General features: G+C 71.2%; 23 protein-coding genes and 1 riboswitch. Of the genes, 9 read left to right on the top strand and 14 right to left on the bottom strand.

Annotated features, from left to right (window positions below; translation table 11 throughout):
• Positions 1 to 7 precede the first annotated feature (7 nt).
• Positions 8 to 144, top strand: a riboswitch (cyclic di-AMP (ydaO/yuaA leader).
• A 3-nt stretch (positions 145 to 147) separates the two neighbouring features.
• Positions 148 to 1125 carry a coiled-coil domain-containing protein gene (locus tag ACSC1Q_RS14445; RefSeq protein ID WP_436759207.1) on the top strand — a complete coding sequence of 326 codons (978 nt, stop codon included), beginning with the start codon at positions 148 to 150 and terminating at the stop codon, positions 1123 to 1125.
• Positions 1126 to 1229: 104 nt separating this feature from the next.
• Here ACSC1Q_RS14445 and ACSC1Q_RS14440 read toward each other — a convergent pair whose 3' ends face one another.
• The 4 genes from ACSC1Q_RS14440 to ACSC1Q_RS14425 form a co-directional block, all read right to left on the bottom strand.
• Entirely contained in the window at positions 1230 to 2828 is a 1599-nt protein-coding gene (locus ACSC1Q_RS14440; RefSeq protein WP_436759206.1) for a BTAD domain-containing putative transcriptional regulator, read from the bottom strand.
• 111 nt (positions 2829 to 2939) lie between these two features.
• The gene (locus ACSC1Q_RS14435) at positions 2940 to 3272 is read right to left on the bottom strand and encodes a hypothetical protein (protein WP_436759205.1); all 333 of its coding nucleotides are present in this window, start codon (positions 3270 to 3272) and stop codon (positions 2940 to 2942) included.
• Positions 3273 to 3548: 276 nt separating this feature from the next.
• Positions 3549 to 4502 (bottom strand): L,D-transpeptidase family protein, encoded by a 954-nt coding sequence (locus ACSC1Q_RS14430; RefSeq protein ID WP_436759204.1) that lies wholly within the window; start codon positions 4500 to 4502, stop codon positions 3549 to 3551.
• 34 nt (positions 4503 to 4536) lie between these two features.
• On the bottom strand, positions 4537 to 5655 hold the full coding sequence (locus tag ACSC1Q_RS14425) for an FAD-dependent oxidoreductase (protein WP_436759203.1): 1119 nt from the start codon (positions 5653 to 5655) through the stop codon (positions 4537 to 4539).
• Positions 5656 to 6406: 751 nt separating this feature from the next.
• Between ACSC1Q_RS14425 and ACSC1Q_RS14420 the strand changes: the two genes are divergently transcribed.
• Positions 6407 to 6913, top strand: coding sequence for a DinB family protein (locus tag ACSC1Q_RS14420; protein ID WP_436759202.1), 507 nt, complete (start codon positions 6407 to 6409; stop codon positions 6911 to 6913).
• 285 nt (positions 6914 to 7198) lie between these two features.
• Here the strand turns inward: ACSC1Q_RS14420 and ACSC1Q_RS14415 are convergent, their stop codons facing one another.
• Together ACSC1Q_RS14415 and ACSC1Q_RS14410 are read right to left on the bottom strand one after the other, a co-directional pair.
• A complete protein-coding gene (locus ACSC1Q_RS14415; protein WP_436759201.1) occupies positions 7199 to 7720 on the bottom strand; it encodes a MarR family winged helix-turn-helix transcriptional regulator in 522 nt (173 codons plus the stop codon).
• Between the two features lie 93 nt (positions 7721 to 7813).
• On the bottom strand, positions 7814 to 9121 hold the full coding sequence (locus ACSC1Q_RS14410; RefSeq protein WP_436759200.1) for a M50 family metallopeptidase: 1308 nt from the start codon (positions 9119 to 9121) through the stop codon (positions 7814 to 7816).
• A 212-nt stretch (positions 9122 to 9333) separates the two neighbouring features.
• On the opposite strand from ACSC1Q_RS14410, the gene ACSC1Q_RS14405 reads away from it, so the two are divergent.
• Positions 9334 to 9939 carry a LuxR C-terminal-related transcriptional regulator gene (locus tag ACSC1Q_RS14405; protein WP_436759199.1) on the top strand — a complete coding sequence of 202 codons (606 nt, stop codon included), beginning with the start codon at positions 9334 to 9336 and terminating at the stop codon, positions 9937 to 9939.
• Between the two features lie 33 nt (positions 9940 to 9972).
• Here the strand turns inward: ACSC1Q_RS14405 and ACSC1Q_RS14400 are convergent, their stop codons facing one another.
• Complete coding sequence (locus tag ACSC1Q_RS14400; RefSeq protein WP_436759198.1) at positions 9973 to 11088, bottom strand: PP2C family protein-serine/threonine phosphatase; 1116 nt, start codon at positions 11086 to 11088, stop codon at positions 9973 to 9975.
• A 119-nt stretch (positions 11089 to 11207) separates the two neighbouring features.
• Here ACSC1Q_RS14400 and ACSC1Q_RS14395 point away from each other — a divergent pair, with 119 nt between their 5' ends.
• Together ACSC1Q_RS14395 and ACSC1Q_RS14390 are read left to right on the top strand one after the other, a co-directional pair.
• Entirely contained in the window at positions 11208 to 12437 is a 1230-nt protein-coding gene (locus tag ACSC1Q_RS14395) for a GNAT family N-acetyltransferase (protein WP_436759197.1), read from the top strand.
• Between the two features lie 65 nt (positions 12438 to 12502).
• Complete coding sequence (locus tag ACSC1Q_RS14390; RefSeq protein WP_436759196.1) at positions 12503 to 12700, top strand: hypothetical protein; 198 nt, start codon at positions 12503 to 12505, stop codon at positions 12698 to 12700.
• Between the two features lie 11 nt (positions 12701 to 12711).
• Here ACSC1Q_RS14390 and ACSC1Q_RS14385 read toward each other — a convergent pair whose 3' ends face one another.
• A complete protein-coding gene (locus ACSC1Q_RS14385; RefSeq protein WP_436759195.1) occupies positions 12712 to 13179 on the bottom strand; it encodes a ribose-5-phosphate isomerase in 468 nt (155 codons plus the stop codon).
• A 98-nt stretch (positions 13180 to 13277) separates the two neighbouring features.
• Here ACSC1Q_RS14385 and def point away from each other — a divergent pair, with 98 nt between their 5' ends.
• Complete coding sequence (def, locus tag ACSC1Q_RS14380; protein ID WP_436759194.1) at positions 13278 to 13766, top strand: peptide deformylase; 489 nt, start codon at positions 13278 to 13280, stop codon at positions 13764 to 13766.
• 88 nt (positions 13767 to 13854) lie between these two features.
• Here the strand turns inward: def and ACSC1Q_RS14375 are convergent, their stop codons facing one another.
• Entirely contained in the window at positions 13855 to 15264 is a 1410-nt protein-coding gene (locus ACSC1Q_RS14375) for an aldehyde dehydrogenase family protein (RefSeq protein ID WP_436759193.1), read from the bottom strand.
• Between the two features lie 141 nt (positions 15265 to 15405).
• The gene (locus ACSC1Q_RS14370; RefSeq protein WP_436759192.1) at positions 15406 to 16026 is read right to left on the bottom strand and encodes a mycothiol-dependent nitroreductase Rv2466c family protein; all 621 of its coding nucleotides are present in this window, start codon (positions 16024 to 16026) and stop codon (positions 15406 to 15408) included.
• A gap of 223 nt (positions 16027 to 16249) precedes the next feature.
• On the opposite strand from ACSC1Q_RS14370, the gene pepN reads away from it, so the two are divergent.
• Together pepN and ACSC1Q_RS14360 are read left to right on the top strand one after the other, a co-directional pair.
• Complete coding sequence (gene pepN, locus ACSC1Q_RS14365; RefSeq protein WP_436759191.1) at positions 16250 to 18817, top strand: aminopeptidase N; 2568 nt, start codon at positions 16250 to 16252, stop codon at positions 18815 to 18817.
• Between the two features lie 192 nt (positions 18818 to 19009).
• A complete protein-coding gene (locus ACSC1Q_RS14360) occupies positions 19010 to 19969 on the top strand; it encodes a hypothetical protein (protein WP_436759190.1) in 960 nt (319 codons plus the stop codon).
• A gap of 25 nt (positions 19970 to 19994) precedes the next feature.
• Here ACSC1Q_RS14360 and ACSC1Q_RS14355 read toward each other — a convergent pair whose 3' ends face one another.
• The 4 genes from ACSC1Q_RS14355 to ACSC1Q_RS14340 all read right to left on the bottom strand — a co-directional run bounded on the left by ACSC1Q_RS14355 (position 19995) and on the right by ACSC1Q_RS14340 (position 22832).
• A complete protein-coding gene (locus ACSC1Q_RS14355; RefSeq protein WP_436759189.1) occupies positions 19995 to 20579 on the bottom strand; it encodes a Pycsar system effector family protein in 585 nt (194 codons plus the stop codon).
• An 81-nt stretch (positions 20580 to 20660) separates the two neighbouring features.
• Positions 20661 to 21023: a TPM domain-containing protein gene (locus ACSC1Q_RS14350; protein ID WP_436759188.1), complete on the bottom strand. Its 363-nt coding sequence runs from the start codon at positions 21021 to 21023 to the stop codon at positions 20661 to 20663.
• A 48-nt stretch (positions 21024 to 21071) separates the two neighbouring features.
• Positions 21072 to 21371, bottom strand: a complete 300-nt coding sequence (locus ACSC1Q_RS14345; protein ID WP_436759187.1) for a hypothetical protein — start codon at positions 21369 to 21371, stop codon at positions 21072 to 21074.
• 39 nt (positions 21372 to 21410) lie between these two features.
• Positions 21411 to 22832: an amidase gene (locus tag ACSC1Q_RS14340; protein ID WP_436759186.1), complete on the bottom strand. Its 1422-nt coding sequence runs from the start codon at positions 22830 to 22832 to the stop codon at positions 21411 to 21413.
• 337 nt (positions 22833 to 23169) lie between these two features.
• Here ACSC1Q_RS14340 and ACSC1Q_RS14335 point away from each other — a divergent pair, with 337 nt between their 5' ends.
• Positions 23170 to 23811 carry a nuclease-related domain-containing protein gene (locus ACSC1Q_RS14335; protein ID WP_436759185.1) on the top strand — a complete coding sequence of 214 codons (642 nt, stop codon included), beginning with the start codon at positions 23170 to 23172 and terminating at the stop codon, positions 23809 to 23811.
• The last annotated feature ends 368 nt before the right edge of the window (positions 23812 to 24179 follow it).

Below are 24179 nucleotides of genomic sequence, written 5' to 3'. Positions count from 1 at the left end.
GGCCGTAAACGCTGATTTGCCTAATCCCGGGCACCTTGCCCGGGAACCGGGGAACCACCGCACCTGGGGTGAGACCACTTCGGTGGAAGGGCTTCCTCCAGCCCGAACCCGTCAGCTAACCCGGTAGGCGGAAGGAGAGGAGAGTTCGTGGCGGCCCCGTCCCCCACGTTCCGTCGGCATGCCGCTCTGGCCCTCTGTCTGAGCTCGATCGTGGCGTTCACCATCGGTGCCCCCACCGCGGGAAGCGCGGAACCCAAGCCGACCGAGGCCAAACTCCGTGCCGAACTGGCCAAACTCGGCAAGAAACTCGACGGGCTGATCGAGACCTACGCGGCCAAGCGCGAGTCCCTCAGGAAGGCGCAGAAGGCCGAGGCCGTCGCCAAGCAGAACCTGGGCAAGGCCGAGGAGACCTACGTCGAGGCCAAGAGGCAGGTCGACTCCATCGTCCAGCTTCGCTACCAGACCAGCAGCAGCGGCGGGCTGCCCGCGCTGATGTTCTCCGGCGACATGGGCGCCGCCGCGGTGATGGAGCAGCTCACCGCCCAGCAGAGCGCCTACCTGGAGGGTTTCGCCGGCAGCCTCGAACGCAGGAAGAAGGCGTCGGAGACGGCGTCCAGGCTCACCGACGAGATCCGCGACGAGGCCAAGGAGGTGGAGAGCCAGCGCGAGAAGGCCGAGGACGTGATCCGCGACGTCAAGGACAGGCTCGACAGGCTCGCCCCCACCGGTTCCGGCCGCCGCTCCGACGGCAGCTGGGCCCCGCAGCTGCCCACCGGCGCCGACAACATCACCGACCGCACCCGGATCATGCGCGACGCCGTCATGCGGCGCTTCAGCCTGCCGTACTCCGTCGGCTGCTACCGGTCCGCCAACGACGGCGGCGAGCACCCCCTGGGCCGCGCCTGCGACTTCATGATGAGCACCGGCGGCACGATGCCCTCGGCCGCCAACAACGCGCTGGGCGACGAGATCGCCGCCTGGGCCATCAAGAACAAGGCCAGGCTCGGCGTGAAGTACGTGATCTGGCGCCAGCGCATCAACCACGGCTCCGGCTGGAACTTCATGTCCAACCGCGGCGGCGTCACGGCCAACCACTTCGACCACCCGCACATCTCGATGTACTGAGCCACCGTGGGCGAGAAGCAGCCTGGACCGGGACGCCGCACTTTTCCCGCACGATTGCTGTACGCGTCACCGGGCGGTGAAGTCGCGAGTCAGGATCGCGGGCACTAAGGAACGACGTTCACGTCGAAGAAGATGCCCGACAGGTGCGGCATGAAGGGCACTCCCTGCTCGTCGAGCATCTTCCAGTAGACCTTGCACCTTCCCGGCGTCGACCGGGCCTCGACGGACACGCTGATCACCGCCGGCTGCCCCGGGTCGGTGTCGGGGAGCGCTGTGGAGGTCGGCGAGCCACACCCGTCGGCTCCCGGCTGGAGCGGCTCGCGGGCCAGCCTGCGGGCGCGCCAGGGGACCGAACCGGTGTTGGTGATCTTCCAGGTCTTCACGAACCGCTCCCCCACCTTGACCTCGCTGCCGTCGGGGTAGGTGACGTCGGCGTCCAGCCGCGAGCTGTCGCCGGGAATGGGCCGTTCGGGACTGGGCGCCTGCTGCGGGCCGCCGCTCGTGACGGATTCGCCTTCACCGGGCCGCCCCCGGTCCTGGAACAGCCAGTACCCTCCTGCCCCGCCGAGCCCGAGCAGGCAGGCGAGGCCCGCCACGGCGAGGGGGGAGACCTTGCGGCGGGACGGCGCGACCCGCCCGGGACCGGCGGCGTGGCGGGACGGCGCGACCCGCCCGGGACCGGCGGCGTGGCGGGACGGCGCGACCCGCCCGGGACCGGCGGCGTGGCGGGACGGCGCGACCCGCCCGGGACCGGCGGCGTGGCGGGACGGCGCGGCCCGCCCGGGACCGGCGGCGTGGCGGGATGGCGCGGCCCGCCCGGGATCGGCACGGGCGCCGGGGCCCTGCTCCGGATGTCCCTGCTCCTGGTGTCCCTGCTCCGGGAGGGGGGTGAGGGTCACCGGCGCGGAAGACCCCGAAGTGTCCGTGTCCGTGTCCGTGCCGTGCTCCGCGACGATCTCCAGGTGCAGGCGGCGGAGTTCGGGCCGGGGGCCGGTCCCGAGCTCGTCGGCGAGGGTCCTGCGGAGCCGTTCGTAGACCGTGAGCGCCTCGGCGGACCTGCCGGTCACGTGCAGGGCCCGGACCAGCCGGTACTGCAGGGACTCGCGGAGCGGGCTGCGCGCCACCTCGTCGGCGAGCTCGGCGACCAGGGTGGCCGGAAGGTTCTCCTCGGCGAGGCAGAGGTCCGCGTACGACTCCATCGCCGACAGCCTGAGTTCCTCCGGCCGCGCCACCTGGATCTCGACACAGGGGGTCGGCGGCACGTCGGAGAACGGCCTTCCCCGCCAGATCGACAGTCCCTCCCGCAACGCGGACACGTCACCGGAGGAGCCGGGGGAACCGAGGGAGCCTCGGGAGAGGGTCTCCTCGAAGCGCGCGACGTCCGTGCCGGCGTGGTCGAGGTTCAGCTCGTACCCGCCGGAGCGGCTGACCAGGACCCGCTTGGCCACCTCCTCGCGGGCGATGGAGCGGAGTGCCGCGCGCAGCCGGGAGGCCCGCACCTGGACGGCGTTCGCCGGGTTCGCCGGAAGCCGGTCCTGCCAGAGCACGTCGGCCAGGTGCTCGTTGGTGATCAGCCTGCCGGGGTGGGCGAGCAGTTCACCGAGAAAGGCCCTGTCCTTGGCCGCGCTGGGGCGACGGATCGCCCGCCGTGCACGATTTCGAGAGGCCCGAGTATGAGAAACTCCACGCCGGGCAGTCTCCAATCCGGCGCGACCCCAAAGATCCACAAAACGGTGAAAGCGGGGACGATCGCTCGCCCCCGCCATCACGCCTGAGTGGTTCAGCCGAAGTATCGGATCACGTTCGGCAGCCGGTTACCTCCGTAGACCGCGGTGACGTGCACGCTGTTGGGGCCGCGCGGCGCCGCTTCCGGCGGGCGGGCCGCCGTCCTCCGTCGAGGGCTGGTCGTTGTCGCAGCGCGGCATGTTGGACAGGAAGCCGTCCGAGCCGGTCTTGACATGGTGGTCGGCGACCCAGAGACCGTCGGTGGTCTTGTCCCAGACCGTGGAGCCGTAGGCGGCGCCGCCGGTGACCTGGCAGACCACGTTGACGGTCTGGCCCTTGAGGTACATGTCCGCCTTCACCACGCGGGCGGTGAGGGACTTGGCGGCACGTCGGTTCAGGTTCTCCTTCGCGGGGAATCCCACGGCGGTACGCGGGCCGCTGCGAGCCGCCCGTGATCACCAGGATGGAGGCGAGCATGGCGAACAACGCCAGCAGCGCGTGGCCCCGTCGTCCGCGCGGGCCGATGGCCCGCGCCCCTGGGGGAATCGAGAAGTTTTTCACCCGCGTCAGCATCGACGGGTGTCCTGCACGATTCCTGCACGCGCCCGTCCACGACTCCTGCACTCATCCTGTCCGCGCCGACCTGGGGTTTCGCCGCTGACCCGCTGACCCGCCGACCCGCCGACCGGCGGCCGGGCTCAGAGCGTCTTCGGCCGGTCCGCGTCCTGTCCGGGAAGGCCGGGAGACTCCGGGGACTTCCGGGATTCCGGGGGCACGGGGGCCTCGGGAGCCGCGGGACGCCCGGAGGACCTCGGGCGCTCAGGAGACCTGCCACGATCGGGAGACGTGGCGCGGGCGGGCGGGCCGGGAGCCTCCGGACGGCGGACGTAGACCGGGGTTCCCGTCGGGGTCATGTCGTAGAGCGCCTTGGCGTTGTGGAGCGGGACCCGGATGCACCCGTGGGACGCGGGGTGCCGTGGCACCCGCTCCGAGCCGTGGAAGCCGATGCCCTCGTTGAAATAGATGGTGTAGAACTGGTCGCCCAGCGGCCCGCTCGTCCATCCGGGCGTCCGGAACCAGGCGCGGAAGTCGCCGGTGGGCGTGACGGCGACCCCGCAGTGGCCCTTCTTGCAGTAGTGCTCGCCGTTGCCTGTCGAGATGTGGGAGACCAGTTCGGGCCTGCCGTCCTTCCACGCGGTGAGCAGCTGGCGGCGCAGGTCGATCTCCACCCTCGTGGGCTCCCCGTACGACACCAGCGGTTTGAGGCGCGCCGGGCGGGAGAGCGCCCGCCAGGTCTGCGGGTCGATCTGGTCGGCGGGGGGCAGCCCGTTCGCCTTCTGGAAGGCCCACACGGCCGCGCGCAGCGCGGGACGGTACTCGTCGCGGGCCTCTCCCGGCCCGAACCCCAGCCGGTCGAGGCGCCGGTGGACCTCCTGGACCTGGGCTCCCCTGTCGCCCGGGCGAAGGAGGGGAAAGCGTGACAGCGGGGTCTGCCCGGCGTGAGGCGCGGGAGGGCGCTCACGGGGAAGGGGAACGGGCGCCCCGGTATCCCGCGACGACACGACACCGGTGTTCGCGACACCGAACGGCAGGCACGCGGTGAGCGCGAGGGCCGAGTTAGCGACCAGGAGGCACGTGATTGTTCTCCGCATTTTTTGACGCCTATCCGCTCTCGGGAGAAATCCGTTAGAAGGAATACGAGTACGCGCGATCCTCTATCGCCGCGCGCACCAGGCCGACGGCCTCCTGGGCGCATCCCCAGGAAAAGCTGAATCCGGCTCCGCCGTGCGCGAAGTTGTAGACGACCTTTTCCTCGTCGTCCCATTCGAGGCAGACGTTCTCGTTACGGAACGGCCGCAGCCCCACCCGTACCGGCTCGTCGGGATCCAGCCTGGCGTGTCGCAGTGCGGGCATGAAGGCGAGGCACCGTTCGTACATCTCCCGTACGGGAGCGTGGTTCTCCAGGTTTATTCCGGTGTCCCACTCGTCCTTCTCCGCCAGTCCGCCGAGAACGAGGAGTCTCGGATTGCGCGGCACGATGAAGACGATGTCCTGCTCGTCCTTGTTCTGCTCGTCGTGGGAGACGCAGTGGGCCTCGCGGATCCGGCGCCCGCGCAGCCCGTCGTTGCGGACCCGTACCAGCGCGCCGCGCAGCGGGTACATGCCGATGCCGCGGAGCCCGGCGGTGCCGAGACCCGCGCAGCAGACGATCACCTCGGCGCCGAAGCGGTCGAGGAGCTCGGCCCTGCGCTCGGCCAGCAGTCCCTCGACCCGGTACCGCTCGACCCGCACCCCGTGGATCTTGACCTGCCGCATCAGCCACGCCATGTACTGGTCGGTGTCGATCATGGGCGCCATGTGCGAGTACGCGTCGACCACGCCGTAGTCGGGGCTGACGCCGTTGCGTTCGGCGAGCGACCGGTCGCGGACGAAGCCGCGCACCTTCCCCGCGAGCTCCCGCATCTTGTGGAGATCGTGCGGGCTCTCCTCGACGGGGTGCTTGAAATAGAAGTTGGACCTTCGCATGGCCACCCCGGGAACCTTCGCGCGGGCCAGCCTCTCGAACATCCCGTACGAGGTGACGCACCAGTTCTTGGAGCGGGCGAGCGAGATCTGGTCGTGGTGGTAACCGCACACCGCCGGCGGCCACTCCCACAGCGCGCCCGCGACGACCGAGACGATGTCGGGCGCGAATCGCTCCGCGACGACGGTGACGCGAAACCCCTCCCTGGCCAGGCACAACGCAGTGGTCAACCCGCTCACCCCGGCCCCGACGACAAGTATCTTCTCTGAATTCGCGCGCACCTGGGAACGCCTTCTCTCCGGATCCGTCCAGCTCGATCACTTTCCGGCGTGACCGGCCGGGGGAGGCCGTCACGACGAACACCGAAACCCCTCCACAGTAAATCGGGACAGTGGTGAATCCCGGAACGGCGGCGAACACGAAATGGGAGAGGATCCGCCGCGGGCCGATGGGAAACCATTACCGACCGAGGAAACAATCTGGATTGAACGGGGAAAAGCCGCACTCGACCTGAATCCTCCGATGACAAACCTTTGGCCACGTGCCAGATTTTCATCACCAATCCACCGATCGACCCGGGCGAATATTGACACCTCCTTAGTCGAGCCCGGGGCGTCACAACGGGTCGGCCGGGGGCGCGGCGGGGTGAATTGTCTACTTTGCTCTGTGGACTCGCCTATATGCCCTCGGTGGGATTGTTGAGGGCAGGTAGGGGGGCGAGTCTCACTTGTTGTAGAACGTGGTGGCTGAACAGCGGGTAGTGCCGACATATACCGACGCGTACGTGCCCCCGGCACTCCGGCATACGGGACTCCAGCACGCGGGACTCCGGGGCGCGGGACTCCGGGGCGCGGGACTATGCCCGAGCCTCCACCCGGGGCTCCCCCGCCGGTGGCGGACGGGACGCCGGTCGATCACGACGGCCGCCGGGAGGAAGAGGCCGGGCGCCCACGGCCGTACAGGAGGAAAGCCCTCGGCCGTACGGGAGGAAAAGGGTATGACAGCGGTCCCGCGCGCCGACAGGATTGCGTCATGACCGACACACGCGTTGACCCTCCCTTCATCGCCGACGAGAGCACCATGCTGCACTCCTGGCTCGACTGGCACCGGGAGACCCTGGCCGTGAAGTGCGCCGGACTCTCGGACGAGCGGCTTCGCCTGCGTTCCGCCGAGCCGTCCACGCTCTCCCTGCTGGGCCTGGTCCGCCACATGGCCGAGGTGGAGCGCAACTGGTTCCGCAACATCCTCAACGGCGAGGGCGCCGCCCCGTTCTACTACTCCGACGACGACCCCGACGGCGACTTCGACACCCTGGAGACGAGCACGGCGGAGCAGGCGTTCGCCCGCTGGCGAGGAGAGGTCGAGCACGCGCGCGAGCTGTCCGCCGGGCTGTCCGCGGACACCGTGGGAAAAACGCAACGCCACGGCCATGACGTCTCACTTCGCTGGATCCTCATCCACATGATCGAGGAGTACGCCCGGCACAACGGCCACGCCGACATCATCCGCCAGCGGATCGACGGGGTCACCGGCGAGTAGCGCCGACCGGCGGGACACCTGCCTCTCCCGGGGTGAGGCAGGCCGCGTACCCCCCCGCCCGGCGACGCCTCCACCGAGATGAACGGGCGACGGTACGCGTCCACCGGGGCGGGCACGCGCGGAGAGCCGACGGCTCCCGCGAAGGACGGTCCGGTCGCGGCGACAGGCCGGCCAGCCGCAGAACCGACAGGTCCCGCGAAGGACGGTCCGATCCCGGCGGCAAACCGGTCAGCCGCAGAACCGGCAGGTCCCGCGAAGGACGGTCCGGCCGATGGGGCGGGCCGGTCAGCCTGAGGCGGAGGTCTCCACGAGTGTTTCGGCGATCATCCGGTCGAGGTTGGCCAGGTTCGCCGGGCGGGCGATGGCGGCCTCGGCGAAACGGTCGAGAAGCCGGGCGAAGATCTCGCGGTCCGGCTCGTCCCAGTCGGCCATCAGGCCGTCCAGGTAGGTGCGCCGGTGGCGGACCACCACCTCCAGCACGCGGCGGCCCCGCTCGCTCAGCACGAGCCGGGCCCGCCTGGCGTCCACGGCCGACTCCTCGCGCTCCACGAACCCCGCGCCGGCCGCGTCGTTGACCAGCCTGCTCGCCGTGGAGGGATCGACGCCCAGTTGCTCGGCGACGGCGCCCACGGTCACCTCGGACACGTCCAGGCTCAGCTTGTGCACGGCGTGCACGACCATCACGTTCGACATGTGCACCGGCCGCTGCGGCTCCCCGGCCTTGCGCGCGCGCAGTGGCCGCGACCAGATCCGGCGTAACCGGAACAGGGCCACGTCGATCACCGCTCCAGGCGTTCCCTCGTTCACGGCGTCACCCTAACCCCTGCGGGCATGCGCGCCGCCTCTCCCGGCCCCACGCGCGGTACGACGGCCCGTGCGGGACACCGGGGCGGAAGACGGTCAGCCGGACAGCCGGACCGGGTTGACCAGGTCGGCGTACATCAGCAGGCCCGCCATGATGATCATCAGGAAGGCGATCGCGTAGGTGAGCGGGAGCGCCTTGGCGATGTCGACGTGTCCCGGCGCGGGGCGGCGGGCGACGCGGGCGAAGCCGCGCTTGATCCCCTCCCACAGGCCGCCCGCGACGTGGCCGCCGTCCAGGGGGAGCAGCGGGATCAGGTTGAACAGGCCGATCGCCAGGTTGAAGCCCGCGAGCAGGTTGATGAAGACGACGATCTTGTTTTCCAGCGGGATCGCGGCGGCGGCGATCTCACCGCCGATGCGGCTGACGCCGATGACACCGATCGGGCCGTTCCTGTCGCGCTCGTCCCCGGAGAAGGCGGCGTGCCAGACGCCCACCATCTTCTCGGGGAACCTGAGCAGCGAGGCCGCGGTGGCGGAGGTGAGGTCCCCCATGTGCGCGGCCACGGCGCCGAGGCTCTGCTGCTCGATGACGATCTTCGGGCTCACCCCGAGATATCCGACACCCTTTTCGATCTTGCCCGGCTCGTCCAGCGACTCGCGGTCCTGGGCGATGAGAGCGGCGTTCACGGTCAGCTCCTGACCGGCCCGCCTGATGCCGATCGCGATCGGGCCCGCGCCGTGGTCGCGGATGGCCCGCGTCGCGGCGTCCCAGCTCGCGGCGGGCCTGCCCGCCACGGACACGATGACGTCTCCCGGCCGCAGCCCCGCCGTGCTGGCCGGGCTCGGCCTGTCGGCCGCGGTGCACTCGGGGTTCTTGGCGTAGTCGGCGGCGGTCTTCACGCACTGCGGGATCGAGGCGATCTCGGTCTTCTGGGTGGGGACGCCGAATCCCATGAGCACGACGCCGAACAGGATGAACGCCAGCACGAAGTTCATCGCCGGGCCGCCGGACATGATGATGACCTTCTGCCACCAGGGCTTGCGGTAGAACACCCGGTCCTCGTCGCCCGGCCGCACGTCCTCCAGGGCCACGTCGCGCGCGTTCTCGATCAGGCCCTGCCAGGGGCCCGTGGAGACCGAGCGCACCTTGCCCGGGGCATCGGTGGGCCGGGGCGGCAGCATGCCGATCATGCGGATGTAGCCGCCGAGCGGGAGCCACTTGATGCCGTACTCGGTGTCGCCCTTGCGGCGCGACCACATCGTCGGGCCGAACCCGACCATGTACTGGGTGACCTTGACGCCGAACAGCTTGGCCGGCACCAGGTGGCCGATCTCGTGCAACCCGATCGACACCATCAGTCCCACGAGGAAGACGACGACCCCGACCACGGAGAGCCAGCTCACAGGTTCATACCCCCATCGCGGTATCACCGACAATGCCCCATAAGAGGTTAGCCCAAGTATCCGGCTCGCACGCCGCCGCGAAAAGCGGCATTTCCGGCCGCTCCCCCGATCGGGGCATTTGGGAGCCCTTGGCCGATTAGAGGCACTCCGTTGACATTCAGCGATCGCACGAACACTCTTTGACGAGGGTGAGGGCGAGAGATAGGAGCGTTTTGATCGGGATCCTGGTTGCCGAGCATCTTCCCCTGGTCCGGCGCGGGCTGGTGGCGACGCTGGACAACGAGAACGACATGAGGGTGGTGGCCGACGTGGCAGCCGGGCAGGACGTGCTTCCCGCCGTCCTGCGGCACGCGCCGGAGACCGCGGTCATCGGTCTCGACCTGCCGGACATCTGCGGTTTCACCACCGCGATCCGGCTGCACGAGGAGGCTCCCGCCTGCCGGGTCCTCCTGCTGGCGCGCGACCCCAGCCCCGGCCAGGTCCGCCGGGCCTTCGCCGCCCACGCGCTCGGTTTCATGAGCCTGGAGGTCGGCCCCGAGCAGCTGGCCCACGGCGTACGCCAGGTGGCGGCCGGTCGGCGCGCGGTCGACTCCGAGCTCGCGGTGGCGGCCCTGAGGTCGGCGGAGAACCCCCTGACCCGCAGGGAGCTCGACGTGCTCCGGCTGGTCGCGCAGGGGGCCAAGTCCGGCGAGATCGCCGACCAGCTGTTCCTCTCCGTGGGAACGGTCCGCAACCACCTGTCGCGGATCATGTGCAAGACGCAGGCGCGCAACCGTCTCGACGCCGTACGCATCGCCGACGAGTCCGGGTGGCTCTGAGCCCGGATTACCGGGTGGCTCTGGGCCCGGATCTCAGGGGCGCCAGATGAGGATGAGGGCGCAGTCGTCGTTGTGGCCCGACGACATGGAGGCGACCAGGTTGCGGGCGCCGTCGCGGAACCCCGAGGGCATCAGGCGCTCGGCCTCCCCCAGCAGGCGGTCGAGGCCGGCGTCGATGTCGCGCCCCGGCTGCTCGATCAGGCCGTCGGTGTAGAGCATGAGCGCGTCGCCCTTGCGCAGCATCCCCTGGTCGGCCTCGCAGTGCAGGTCGGGCACGACGCCGAGGACGACGCCCTTCGCCGGGGAGACCCGCCACGTCCCGGTGCCCGACTCGAACTTGACCACCGGGGGGTGACCGGCCGAGGTGATGACGTACTCGCCCGTCACGAGGTTGAGCCGGAGGTGGACCGCGGTGACGAAGCCCTCGGCCTCGCGCTGGCGGTGCAGGTAGGTGTTGCAGGCGGGCAGGAAGTCGTCGACCGAGCCGAGCAGCCCGCCGAAGGTGCCCGACAGCAGCAGCGCCCGGGTGCCCGCGTCGACGCCCTTGCCCGACACGTCGACCAGGGCGAGCTCCAGCGTGTCGCCCTCGCGCATGGAGACCAGGAAGTCGCCGCCGAAGGAGGAGCCCCCGGCCTGCTTGAGCACCACCTTGGAGCCCCACTCCTTGGACAGCGGGGGCAGGTCGCTCTGGCTCTTGAGACGGTCGCGCAACTCCAGCAGCATCGCGTCGCCCCGCAGGCCCTGCACGCCGAGCTTGCCCCGGGTGCGGGCCATCAGCGCGGCCAGCACCGCGGTGAAGACGAAGGTGACCAGCAGGCCGGGACCGATGTGTCCCACCCCGCGCACCACGGCCACGTAGACCAGGGAGGCCGCGACCGCGCACAGCAGCTTGACGAGACTGTTCAGCCTGAGCTGGAGCCCCGCCACGAGGGTGACGGGGATCATGAGCGCCGGGGAGAACCACTCCATGGACACCCTGGCGGCCAGCCCGCCGATCAGCAGCGTGAGCAGGGTCAGGGTGATGAGCAGGTTCCGGTCGCGCGCCAGCGGGCCGCGCCGCAGGAAGCGCACGATGGGCACGAGAAGCGGGACGCGGACCAGGAACGCGCGGAGCGCCGGAGGGAGCAGCGGCACCGGACGGGAACTCATGATGCGCTCGACTGTATCCGGCCGTCCCCCCTTTGGGCAGCCCACTTGACCAACGCCTTGATCATTAAGCAGGGATATTAGATGGCCGGAGCCGTTTGTCCCCTACTACCGTTTGGAAGATGACTCTCAGCCTACGTCCGATCGGCGAAGCCGAATGGTCCGCTTGGAACACCGTGGACGAGGAGGCGTTCGGCGTCGCCGTCCCGGAACACCGGCAGGGGATCTTCAGGCGCAACCTTGAGTTCGACCGCTCGCTCGGCGTGTTCGACGGCGACCTGCTGGTGGGCACCGCCGCGACGTACAGCTTCAGCATGACCGTGCCCGGCGGGCCGATCCCGGTCGGCGGCGTCACCGCGGTCGGCGTGCTGCCCTCGCACCGCCGCCGGGGCATCCTCTCCTCGATGATGACCCGCCAGCTGTCCGACCTGCACGAGCGGGGCGAGGCCGTCGCCGCGCTCTACGCGGCCGAGGCCGCCATCTACGGCCGCTACGGCTACGGCAGGGCCGCCGACTCCCTGGTCTTCCGGATCCCCACGGCGAACGCGGCCTTCACCCGGCACGCCCCGGCCGACCCCGCCCTGAGGCTGCGCGTCGTCAGGCCCGCGGAGGCGACGTCCACCTTCGAGAAGATCTACGAGTCGGCGTTCGAGCGGCGCCCGGGGATGTACGCCCGCACGCCCGCCCGCTGGGAGACGGTGCTGGCCGACCACGAGTCCGACCAGGGCGGCGCCGGCCCGCTGCGCGCGGTGGTCGCCGAGGACGACGGCGGCCCGCGCGGTTACGCCCTCTTCCGGATCAAGGCCGCCTTCGACGACCACGACCTTCCCGCCGGCGAGCTGCGGCTCGGCGAGCTGTTCGGCCTCGACCCCGCCGCCTACGCGCTGCTCTGGCGGCACGTCCTGGACCGCGACCTGGTCTCGCACGTCCTCGCCCAGGGCCGGCCCTCGGACGACCCGCTGATCCACCTGCTCGCCGAGCCGCGCCGGCTCCGCGCGTTCTGGCAGGACGACCTGTGGGTCCGCGTCGTGGACGTCGACCGGGCCCTCGCCGCCCGCCGCTACAGCGCGCCGGTGGACGTGGTGATCGAGGTCGAGGACACCGTGTGCCCGTGGAACGCGCGCCGCTGGCGGCTGACGGCCGACACCTCAGGCGCCCGCTGCGCGCCCTCCGACGACCCCGCCGACCTGACCCTGCCCGTCTCCGTGCTGGGCGCCGCCTACCTGGGCGGGCGGCCGCTGGCGGCGCTGCTGGCGGCGGGGATGGTACGCGAGTCGCGCGCGGGGGCCCTGCGGGAGCTGTCCACCGCCATGTCGTGGGACCCGGCCCCCTGGGCAGGCCTGGTCTTCTGATCCTCGGACGATCCGGCGGCCCGCCCGGCCGCCGGGACGGGCGAGCGCGGGTTATGGTGGCCGGCATGGCACTGCAGAGCTTGCAGATCACCGCGATCACCGCGATGCGGGCGCGAGACGTCTCACGCCCGTCACGGGAGCAGCAGGAGGCCGCGGACCGCCGCCCCCTGCGCGACGAGGCGCCCCGCAAGGAGCCCGCGCGCAACGGGACGCGCAAGGAACCGCCGCGCGGGGAGGCCCCGCCCCGCGAGCGCAACCGGTAGCGGGCCCGGGGCTACGGCAGCGGCGGGAGCTGGCCGATGGTCTCGTACGAGGTGAGCTGCGCGATCCTGCGGTTGTGCCGCTCGGCGCCGGAGTAGGAGGTGCCGAGGAAGGTCTCGACGAACCGGATCGCCTCCTCCGGCTCGTGCATCCGCGAGCCGAGGCTGACGACGTTGGCGTTGTTGTGCTCGCGGGCGAGCCTGGCGGTCTCCTCGCTCCAGGCCAGGGCGGCGCGGACGCCGCGCACCTTGTTGGCCGCGATCTGCTCGCCGTTGCCCGAGCCGCCGATGACGACGCCCAGGCTGCCCGGGTCCTCCACGACGCCCTCGGCCGCGCGCAGCACGAACGGCGGGTAGTCGTCCTCCGCGTCGTAGACGAAGGGACCGCAGTCCTCGACCTCGTGGCCGTGCTCCTTCAGCCAGGAGACGACGTGGTTCTTGAGCTCATAGCCGGCATGGTCGGCACCGATGTAGACGCGCACCCGCACAGTTTCGCAGGTGTACGCGGGCGGCTCCACCCGGCCCCCGGCTAGAGTAATAGCCACAACGCTCACGGAACCCTTACAGAGAGAGCCCCCACATGCGTGACATCCGAGTGGTCGGTGACCCTGTCCTGCGCACGCCCGCCGAGCCGATCATCGACTTCGACCGCGACCTGCGGCGCATGATCGACGAGATGTTCGCCGTGATGTACGCCGCGCGGGGCGTCGGCCTCGCCGGTCCGCAGGTCGGCGTGTCGAAGCGGATCTTCGTCTACGACTGCAGCAACCGCAAGGGCCACGTGATCAACCCGGAGCTGACCGTGGACGACGACGCCGAGGTCCTCGACGAGGAGGGCTGCCTGTCCGTCCCCGACCGCGGGACCGGCACCCCGATCTACGCCAGGACGCCCCGGGCCGCGGGGGTCACCGTGAGCGGCCTGGACCGGCTGGGGCGGCCGATCCGGATCAGGGCCCGCGGCACGCTGGCGCGCTGCTTCCAGCACGAGACCGACCACCTCGACGGCAGGCTCTACGTGGACAGGCTGGCCAGGGACGCCGCCAGGAAGGTCCTGCTCCAGGCCCCCTGATCCCGGTGGCCGCCGGAGCGGCCCCCGGCGCGGGCCGATGGCGATCCCGCCGCGGGACGCCGCCCGATCCCGGCGGCCGGCGTGGTCCTCAGAGCTGGACGGCTTTGATCTCCAGATACTCCTCAAGCCCGAACTCGCCCAGCTCGCGGCCGAGGCCCGACTGCTTGTAGCCGCCGAAGGGCGCCCGCGGGTTGAACTGGCCGCCGTTGACCGCCACCTGGCCGGTGCGCAGCCGCCGGGCGACCTCCACCGCGCGCTGCTCGCTGCCCGCCCACACCGCGCCCGCCAGGCCGTACGGCGTGCCGTTGGCGATGGTGACCGCCTCGTCCTCGCCCCGGAGGTAGGGGATGATCGTGAGGACCGGGCCGAAGATCTCCTCCTGCTCGATCACCATCCCCGGCTCCACCCCGGCGAACACCGTGGGCTCGACGTAGAAGCCGCGCTCCAGGGGCCGGTCGGTGCCTCCGGCGACCAGCCGGGCGCCCTCCTCCTGGCCCCGGTTGATGTAGCGGACGACCCGGTCGCGCTGGGCCGCGGACACGAGGGGGCCGAGCCTGGTCGCCTCGTCGAAGGGGTCGCCGACGGTGTATCTCCCCGCGGCCTCGACGGCGAGACGGACGGCGTCGTCGTACCGGTCGCGATGGACGATCATGCGGGTCCACGCCGAACAGGTCTGGCCGGAGTTGATGAATGCGTTGGCCACCGTCGCCTTGACGGCCGCCCGCAGGTCGGCGTCCGGCAGGATCACGCTGGCGGACTTGCCGCCGAGCTCCAGGGCCACCCGCTTGATCGTCTCGGCCGCGAGCGCGGCCACCCGGCGCCCGGCCCGGGTGGAGCCGGTGAACGACACCATGTCCACCCCCGGATGGGCGGCCAGGGCCTCGCCCACCACCGGGCCGTATCCGCTGACCATGTTGAAGACCCCGGCGGGCAGCCCGACCTCGTCGAGGACGCCGGCGAGCGCGAAGGCCGCCAGCGGCGCCACCTCGCTGGGCTTCAGCACGACCGTGCAGCCCGCGGCGAGCGCGGCGCCCACCTTGCAGACGACCTGGTGGAGCGGGTAGTTCCAGGGGGTGATGGCGGCGACCACCCCGACCGGCTCCCTGAAGACGCGGGAGTTGCCGACCTGCCCGCCCTCGAAGTCGTAGGTCTCGGCCAGCTGGGCGTACGAGGCCAGCACCCCGGCCGGCATCAGCGTCTGCACCCTCATCGCCAGGCCGTACGGGGCGCCCATGTCCGTGGCGATGATCCTGGCTATCTGGTCGGAGCGCTCTCGTATCAGGTCCGCGGCCGCGGCGAGGATCCTGCCCCGCTCGGCGGGGGGCGTCGCCGACCAGGAGGGGAAGGCGGCGCGCGCGGCGGCCACGGCGGCCTCGACGTCGGCGACCGCTCCCGCGGGAACCCTGTCGATCAGCTCCTCGGTCGCGGGATTGATCACGTCGATGCCCTCGGCCGACGCGGACGGTCGCCAGGCTCCGTCCAGGTATAGGTGACGCATGTCCCTCATCCTGGCGTGCGTGCCGTTGTTACGCGAGGGAGAGCCGGACGCGGCTCCCGTACAACGGTGATCGTTGTACGGGAGCACAGCGTGGCCCGGCCCCTGGCCCCGGCCGCGGTCGCGCGCGGCGGGAGGAACGGATCAGTCGAAGATCGGCTGCCGGGTCCTGGAGCGCTTGAGCTCGAAGAACCCGTCGGTGCCCGCCACCAGGCGCACGCCGTCCCAGAGCTTGCCCGCCTCCTCGCCCTTGGGGGCGGGCGAGATGACCGGGCCGAAGAAGGCGACGCCCTCGACGGAGATCACCGGGGTGCCGACCTCCTGGCCGACCCGGTCGATGCCGTCGTTGTGCGAGGCGCGCACCGCCTCGTCGTACTCCGTCGAGTCCATCGCGTCGGCGAACGCGCGGTCCAGCCCGGCGGCCTCCAGGGCCTCCTCGACGGTCTCGCGGAGCGTGTCGAGCTCCTTGCTCTTGCCCTGGTTGTGGAAACGGGTGCCAAGCTCGGTGTAAAGGCGCCCGACCGTCTCGGAGTCGTACTTCTCCTGCACGGCGGCGACCACCCGGACCGGGCCGATGGCCTTGGCGATCAGTTCGCGGTAGCTCTCCGGGACGTCCTTGTCCTCGTTCAGCACGTTCAGGCTCATGATGTGCCAGCGCGGCTCGATCGACCGCACCTTCTCGACCTCCAGCAACCAGCGGGAGGTCATCCACGCGAACGGGCAGAAGGGGTCGAACCAGAGATCCACTGGGGTTCGCTCAGTCATTTTTTTCCGGCTTTCCGGTCGTGAGGCTGCTTCGGTAGCGACAACCCGCACGACGGAGTTCCCTATTCCTCAGGGGGGAATTAATACCTTGACATGCCTCTTTATTCTCGAATCCGGGTATCAGTCCGCAGGCTGATGCGAAGCGACGGTCCGCGCCCTTACGTGGCAGGATTCAGTCACCCCTTAGCAATGGAGCGGGGGAAGTTGTGAAGAGGGAGCGGTAGTGGCAGGCAATCTGACCCGTGACGAGGCGCGCGAGCGCGCACGGCTGCTCAGCGTGCAGTCCTATGCGGTGGAGCTCGACCTGACCGAGGGTGAGGAGCGCTTCGAGAGCGTCACCACGGTCCGCTTCACCAGCACCCGGCCGGGTGCGGAGACGTTCGTCGATCTGGCCGGCGCCAAGGTGCGCAAGGCCGTGCTCAACGGCGTCGAGCTGGACGTGAGCGGCTACGACGTGGAGACCGGGCGGCTGCCGCTGCCGGGCCTGGCCGAGACCAACGAGCTGCGGGTGGACGCCGACTGCTCCTACAGCCGCACCGGCGAGGGCCTGCACCGCTTCGTCGACCCGGTGGACAAGAGCGTCTACCTGCACAGCCAGTTCGAGACGGCCGACGCGCACCGGATGTACGCGTGCTTCGACCAGCCCGACCTCAAGGCCTCCTTCGAGCTGACCGTGCTCGCGCCGTCCCACTGGGAGGTCGTCTCCAACGCGGCCCCCGACGCGGCCGAGGAGCTGGCCGGGCACCGGGGCAGGCACGGGGCCATCCAGGAGGCCAGGCGCTGGCACTTCCCGCCCTCCCCGGTGATGTCGACCTACATCACCGCGCTGTGCGCCGGCCCATACCACAAGGTGACCTCCGAGCACGACGGCATCCCGCTGGGCCTGTACTGCCGGGCCTCGCTCGCCGAGCACCTCGACGCCGACAACCTCTTCGAGGTGACCAGGCAGGGCTTCGACTTCTTCCACGAGATCTTCGGCGTCCGCTACCCGTTCGGGAAGTACGACCAGCTCTTCGTCCCCGAGTTCAACGCCGGGGCGATGGAGAACGCGGGCTGCGTGACCTTCCTGGAGGACTACGTCTTCCGCTCGCGCGTCACGGACGCGGTGATCGAGCGCCGCGCCGAGACGATCCTGCACGAGATGGCGCACATGTGGTTCGGTGACCTGGTCACCATGCGCTGGTGGGACGACCTGTGGCTGAACGAGTCGTTCGCCACCTACGCCTCGGTGCTCTGCCAGGCCGAGGCCACCCGCTGGGGCCAGGGCGCCTGGACGACCTTCGCCAACGTCGAGAAGGCCTGGGCCTACCGCCAGGACCAGCTGCCCTCCACCCACCCGATCGCCGCCGACATCGTCGACATGCAGGCGGTCGAGGTCAACTTCGACGGGATCACGTACGCCAAGGGCGCCTCGGTCCTCAAGCAGCTCGTCGCCTACGTGGGGCTGGACAACTTCCTGGCCGGGGTCCGCGACTACTTCGACGAGCACGCCTGGGGCAACACGACGCTCGCGGACCTGCTCGGCGCGCTGGAGCGCACCTCGGGACGCGACCTGTCCTCCTGGTCGAAGGAGTGGCTGGAGACCTCCTGGGTCAACACGCTGCGCCCATCGTTCACCGTCGACCCCGAGGGCCGTTTCCTGGAGTTCGACGTGCTCCAGGAGGCCCCGGCCGACTACCCGACGCTGCGCTCGCACCGCGTCGCCATCGGCCTGTACTCCCTGCGGGACGGCGAGCTGGTCCGCGTCAAGCGGGTCGAGCTGGACGTCGTCGGCGCGCGCACCGCGGTCTCCGAGCTGGTCGGCGAGGTCCAGCCGGACCTGGTCCTGATCAACGACGACGACCTGACGTACGCCAAGGTCAGGCTCGACGAGCGGTCGCTGCGGACCATCACCGAGGGCGGCATCGCCAGGTTCACCGAGTCGCTGCCCCGCGCGCTGTGCTGGTCGGCCGCCTGGGACATGACCCGCGACGCCGAGATGTCCACCCGCGACTACCTCACCCTGGCCGTCTCCAACATCGAGTCGGTCGCGGACATCACGGTCGCCCAGACCGTGCTCCGCCAGGCCCGGCTCGCCGTCCAGCAGTACGCCGACCCCGCCTGGCGCCCCCAGGGCCTGGCCCGGCTGGCCTCCGCGCTGCGCGGCCTGGTCTCCGCGGCCGAGCCCGGCTCCGACCACCAGCTCGCCTACCTGAACGCGCTGTCGTCGGTGGCCACCTCCACCGAGGACCTGGCGTTCCTGAAGGGGCTGCTGGACGGCGAGACGGTGCTCGAAGGCCTCACCGTCGACGCCGACCTGCGCTGGACGCTGACCGGCGCCCTGGTCTCCGGCGGCCTGCTCGGCGAGGAGGACGTCGCCCAGGAGCTGCTGCGCGACGCCACCGCGACGGGCGAGCGCTCCGCCGCGCTCTGCCGCGCCGCGATCCCCACGGTCCAGGGCAAGGCGAACGCCTGGGCCGCGATCACCGAGGGCAAGCTGAGCGGCGCGCTGCTCCGCTCGACGCTCGCCGGTTTCATGGACCCGCGCCACCCGGACCTGCTGGAGCCGTACGGGGCGAAGTACTTCGAGGAGGTCAGCGGGATCTGGGCGACCTGGAGCTCCGACAGCGCCCAGAACTTCGCGAACGGCTGCTACCCGGCGCTGAACATCTCCCCCGAGACGGTCGCCGCGACCCAGGACCTCATCTCGTCCACCCAGCCGCCGCACGCCCTCAGGCGCCTGCTGCTCGAAGGGGCCGACAGCATCGGCCGCGCTCTGCGCGCCCAGGCCAAGGACGCCTCGGCGGCCTGAGCCCGGCGCACCCCGCGAGGCCGCTCCCGGCCTCGCGGGGACCGGCCGCCGCATCTGAGCGGTTCGGGGTGAACCTTGAGTGGTTTCTGGCAAAACACTGGTAGAAATAGTCATCAAGCGGGGGAAGTGCCCCGCGTCTCATTTTGCCTAGACAACAGTCCTGCCGCTCGTGGGTCGTGAGAGGGTAATCACGTGGAATCGGCGCGTGACCTGCTCGTCTCCCTGGCTCGCAGATACGCCTTCGGCGACGTCGGAGCCCTCGCCTCGGGCGTCGTGAAGGACGCGGGCGACATCGAGGCGGCGTGCGAGTTCGGCCAGCGGCTGCTCTCGCTCGACGCGGAGGACTTCGCCGCCGAGGCACGGGCCGTGCCGAGTGACATACGGCGCCGGGCGCGGGCCTGCACGATGCCGCAGACGCCCCGCGAGCAGCCGCGCGGCGCGCTGGAGTCGCTGCGGCCCGCGTACGGGCTGCTGCTGGAGGTCATCGCGGTCAGGTGGCACCGCCGCGAGCTGAGCCCCATGGTCGCCGCCGTCCACATCGCCAGCGAGTATCTCCCGCTGCTCGCCTTCGAGCCGGTGCTCGGCAGCGCCGGGGACCCGGCGCGCTGGCCGGAGGGCCTCACCGCGCCGGGCAGCAGGTTCGGGGTGATCGGCGACCGCGACTGTGACCACACGAGGGCCGAGCAGTCGGCCGTGAACCGGACCCTGCGGGTGGCCGGGGAGCCGGCCGAGGGGTGGCGCGCCTACTTCGACCGCCAGCACAGCCAGGTGGCCGGGGCGCTCGCCACCTGCGTCGCCGACTGCCGCAACCCCTGCACCGCGATGGACTGGGTGGACCCGGGCCTCCGCGACGACCTCGCGCTGCGCTCCCGGGTGGCCCTGGCCTTCGCCGAGACCCCGCTGGTGCGGTTGCGCCACGCGGCCCCGGTGGGCCACGGGTTCGGCGTGCCCTCCCCCGAGGAGGTCACCGAGGCGTGGGAGCGCAGCCGGACCGTGCTGGCCAAGAACGGCGTGGGCGGCGAGACGTCCGACGACGGCTTCCCGCTGCCGGGGCTTCCCGCCCTGTTCTCCGCCGTCGCGAGCGCCCCGGTGACGCCCTCGACGCTGCTGGCGGACATCAGCACATACCTGGTGAAGCTGCTCCAGCCCTGAGCCTCCGGGACCGGCACGGAAAGGCTCAGAGCGAGCGGTCGACGAGCAGCGACAGCGCGCAGCAGACGACGGACAGCGTCATGAGCAGGACGCCCCGGCGGATGTAACGCTGCTTGGCGTCCCCCACGGCGTTGAGCCTCCTGATCTCCAGGACGACCAGGTCGACCCTGGCCTCGGCGTCGCGGGCGCCCACCCTGTACCCCAGGCGGGGGTCCGGCTCCGGCGGGGTCTCGCCGGCGAACCCCCCGGGATAGAAGCGGCGCCGCTCCAGGGCCCTGCCCGCGAGCCCCGCGGTACGGCGGTAGAGGGCCGCGCCGAGGACGAGGAGCCCCATCAGCCAGAAGAACATGCTCGTCCACCAGAGCCACTCGATCTTGCTGGACAGCTCGCCGGGTCTCCAGTGGCCGTTCAGCAGCCCGGCGGCGACGGCGCCGGCGGCGGCCCCCGTCGTGAACAGCAGGATGGCCGCCGTCTCATTCTCCTTGCGGACCCTCCGGCGGGCGTCCGCGAGCGTCGCCTGGACGTAGTCGAGGATCATGCCGGGCTCCCGCTCCGCCGTGGATCTCCTGCGGGATCGATCCGGCAGCGTATCCCGCACGATCTTCAGCACGAGCCGATTATCCGGGAAAATCATCTTCTTTCCGCACGAACGGCCCGCCTGGAAGATCATTTACCCGGCGGGACCGCGGGATCACCTGCGCCGCGACGCCCGGTCCGCGAGCAGCAGGACCCCGGTGACCACCCCGCCCACCAGGTCGCCCAGGCCGAGCACCGCGGCCATCGACGTCGCGGCCACCCGGCACTCGGCGTCGGGCAGCCACTCCCTGGCCAGCGGACCCGTGACGATCTCCAGCGCCCGCCCCCGCTGGTCCACGAAGACGAGCACGGCCCTGTCGGCGTCGGTGCCCAGCGCGGCGTGCAGCCGCTCGGAGAAGTGCCGCCGCGGCCCGATCGCCGGCCCGAGATAGGCGGCGAAACGCAGGCCGGTACTCCGCTCCGCGGTGCGCAGGGCCCCGCGGACGTCGTCCCCCTCGGCCGGGGTCAGAGTGAGCATCTCCGCCACCTCGCCTTCACCAGTTGGGCGATCCACCGGTCGGCCGGTTCACCAGGCCGCCGACGCCCCGCCGCTGTGCCGTCCGGGCTCGGAGGTCTCCGCGAGTGCGACCCAGTCGGCCTCCGGCGCCGGGGGCCCGGCCGGCCGCCGCTCGGTCAGCACGAGGGCGGAGCCGGTGATCCCCCGCTCGCTGCCGGACGGGCCGCCCAGCCAGACCGCGCCCGCCGAGGTGCTCCTCGCGGCCTTGTCGCGCATTCTGGCGGGCATCGTCACGAGCAGGACGATGAGCGTGAACAGGCCGCCGGAGACTCCGACGAGAAAGCCGAAGACCTCGATCGCACTGTCCACACCTCAAAAGTAACCCGGCGCCGATCTCCCCGTCGAGGGCTACCAGACGGCGGGTCTGCGCCCGCCCCAGAAACCCCCTCCGGCGGCCTCGATCTGCGAGGACACGGAGATCAGCGTGCCCTCGTCACCGAACCTCCCGGCCAGCGTCACCCCGATCGGGAGGCCCTCGGCGCTCCAGTACAGCGGGAGGTTGACCGCGGGCTGGCCGCTGACGTTGTAGACGGCGGGGAAGGCGGCGAACCGCTTCATCCGCTCGAAGGTCTCCTCGGGGTCGTCGACGTCCTCGAACCAGCCCACGGGCCGGGGCGGCTGCGTCAGGGTCGGGGTGAGCACCGCGTCGTACGGGTCGGCCGCCCGCAGTCCCGCCCGGGTGGCGAACTGCAGCGCCGACTGGGCCTGCAGGAAGTCGGGGGCGGGGGTGGCGAAGCCGCGCTCGCGCAGCCAGGCGGTGAGCGGCCTGAGCCTGTCCTGCCGGGTCAGGTCGACCGGGTGCATGCAGGAGAAGGCGTACCAGAGCGTCACGAACCTCGGCACCAGCTCGGGCCCGAACGGCGGGTCGATGTCGACCACCTCGTGCCCGAGCGCCGCCAGCTCCGCCGAGGCGTGCTCGTAGGCGGCGAGCACCTCGGGGTCCAGCACGGCGCCGGGGACCAGCGGCTCGGCGTAGCGGGCGATCCGCAGGCGCCCGGGGTCGCGGCCCGCGTACGCCCCGAAGGAACCGAGCCCGGGCGGAGGGGCGTGGTAGAGGTCGCCGGGGCTGTGGTGGGCCATCACGTCGAGCAGCGCGGCGGCGTCGGCGACGGTCCTGGTGATCGGGCCGTTGGTCGACAGGCCCGCCAGGTCGGGGACGATCGGCGCGAAACTGATCCTGCCCCGGGAGGGCTTGAGGCCGAACAGCCCGCAGACCGAGGCGGGGATGCGGATCGACCCGGCGCCGTCGCTGCCCTGCGCGGCGGGGGCCAGGCCCGCGGCGACCGCCGCCGCCGCGCCGCCGCTGGACCCTCCCGCCGACCGGGAGAGGTCCCACGGGGTACGGCTGGGCGGGGAGACGGACGTCTCGGTGTAGCACGGCAGCCCGAACTCGGGCGTCGCGGTCTTGCCGAGCATGATCGTCCCGGCCTCCCCGAGGCGCTCGACCAGGCTGTCGTCCACCGGCGCGACGAAGTCCTCGTAGGTGGCCGAGCCGAAGCGGATCGGCACGCCCTTGACGAGGTTGAGGTCCTTGATCGGGATCGGCACCCCGGCCAGGGGCGAGAAGTCCTCCCCCGCGAGCACCCGGGCCTCGACCTTGTGGGCCTGCTCCAGGGCGAGTTCCGGGGTCACCGTCACGTAGGCGCCGACCTGTGGGTCCAGGCGGGTGATCCGGTCGAGGTAGTGCTCGGTGATCTCGACGGGCGAGATCTCCCCGCGTCGCACGGCCGCCGCCTGCTCCAGGGCGTTAAGATCGTGAATGTGGGCCACGCCCCGCACAGTAGGCGCAGAGCCCCCGGTTATCCAGAGCGAAAAGCCTCTAAGGTACCCGGTTCATAGCAGTGCCAAGCGGGTGACGGCGGTCACAAAAGTATGAGATACGCAATACTAGGCACCCCCGAGGACGTCAGCTACCGTGAGTTACGTGGATTCCGGTCAGGTACCAGAAGACGGTAACAATGCGTCACCGATTTGGGTCAGTGACCGACAGGCCGAAGATCGGCCGACGTCTCGACCCGCCGCGCCAGCGTCTACGTACGCACCTGTCGAGCGCGCCTCGCTGCGCAGCCTGCTCGACCACCCGAAGTACCGCCATCTGCGCCGACGTGTGCTCATCTCGGTCGGCGTGGGCGTGCTCGCGGGTGTCCTGCTGGCCAGCTGGCCGCTGGGCCTCACCGCCGCCGTGGTGGCCGCGATCGTCGACACGGTGCTGCGCGCCCGCTCCAACTCGTCGGTGCCCGCCTGGCGGCGCGCCTCGGTCGCGGAGCGGCGCACGGAGATGCAGCTGAAACGGCTGGAACGCGGGGGTTACCGCACCCTGCACGCCCGCGCGATCCCCGGCAGCGAGGCCCAGATCGACCATCTGGTCGTGGGTCCCACCGGCGTCTACGCGGTCGACTCCGAGAAGTGGGACAAGCGCCTGCCCGTCCGCGTCCAGTCGCACCGCAAGCTGTTCCACGGCCCGTTCAACCAGAAGCCCCGCCTCGACGAGGCCCGCTGGGAGGCGTCCCAGGCCGGAGAGCTGATCGGCGCCGAGCTGGGCCGCGAGGTCACGATCGTGCCGTCCCTGGCGATCTACGGCCCGGCCATCCCCTGGAAGGTCCTCAACGTCCGCGAGGTCGACGTCTTCGACGGCAGTCGTGTCCGTAAATGGATCACCAAGCGCGAACGCTCACTCACCGACGCCGAGATCGACAGGATCTTCGAGGCCGCCGAGCAGGTTCTGCCCGCGCGCTATCCGGAGAACTGATTCCGGCCGTCCGGCGAGCCCGTTTTCGCCCGACCGCACCTTCCCTCTCCGCTTCCCCCGTCGGGACCGACGGGAGTCCGCCCCGCCCGGCGCCCCGGCCCGGCGACTCCCGTCTCCCCTCCTCGCGTACCCGCGTTCCCTCCTTGTGCACCCGCGTTCCTCCCGCGCGGGCGGCGCCCGCCCCGGGTTCGCCGGGCGCGGCGACCTTCGGTAGTGTCGGGGAACACCCTGGGCCCGTATCGGGCCCGCCGGCCGCCGCCCCGGTGCCCACCCCGTGCCCCGTCGGCGTCCCGGAACCGCCCCTCGCCGCCTCCGGCCCCATTCCCGTCCCGTACGCCGATCATGCTCGTGCGGTGTCGGCGGAACGT

It is taken from the genome of Streptosporangium heterodermiicola (assembly GCF_051390675.1).
Classification (GTDB): domain Bacteria; phylum Actinomycetota; class Actinomycetes; order Streptosporangiales; family Streptosporangiaceae; genus Streptosporangium.
The sequence above is the reverse complement of the archived record's forward strand: the minus strand, read 5'-3'. Positions and strand labels throughout refer to the sequence as shown.

What these genes read in the sequence shown, in the direction of transcription:
- ACSC1Q_RS14430 (WP_436759204.1), bottom strand. Translation starts at nt 4,502, where the DNA reads ATGCGGAGAACAATCACGTGCCTCCTGGTCGCTAACTCGGCCCTCGCG.
- ACSC1Q_RS14420 (WP_436759202.1), top strand. Translation starts at nt 6,407, where the DNA reads ATGACCGACACACGCGTTGACCCTCCCTTCATCGCCGACGAGAGCACC.
- ACSC1Q_RS14400 (WP_436759198.1), bottom strand. Translation starts at nt 11,088, where the DNA reads ATGAGTTCCCGTCCGGTGCCGCTGCTCCCTCCGGCGCTCCGCGCGTTC.
- ACSC1Q_RS14395 (WP_436759197.1), top strand. Translation starts at nt 11,208, where the DNA reads ATGACTCTCAGCCTACGTCCGATCGGCGAAGCCGAATGGTCCGCTTGG.
- ACSC1Q_RS14390 (WP_436759196.1), top strand. Translation starts at nt 12,503, where the DNA reads ATGGCACTGCAGAGCTTGCAGATCACCGCGATCACCGCGATGCGGGCG.
- def (WP_436759194.1), top strand. Translation starts at nt 13,278, where the DNA reads ATGCGTGACATCCGAGTGGTCGGTGACCCTGTCCTGCGCACGCCCGCC.
- ACSC1Q_RS14375 (WP_436759193.1), bottom strand. Translation starts at nt 15,264, where the DNA reads ATGCGTCACCTATACCTGGACGGAGCCTGGCGACCGTCCGCGTCGGCC.
- ACSC1Q_RS14370 (WP_436759192.1), bottom strand. Translation starts at nt 16,026, where the DNA reads ATGACTGAGCGAACCCCAGTGGATCTCTGGTTCGACCCCTTCTGCCCG.
- ACSC1Q_RS14350 (WP_436759188.1), bottom strand. Translation starts at nt 21,023, where the DNA reads ATGCTCACTCTGACCCCGGCCGAGGGGGACGACGTCCGCGGGGCCCTG.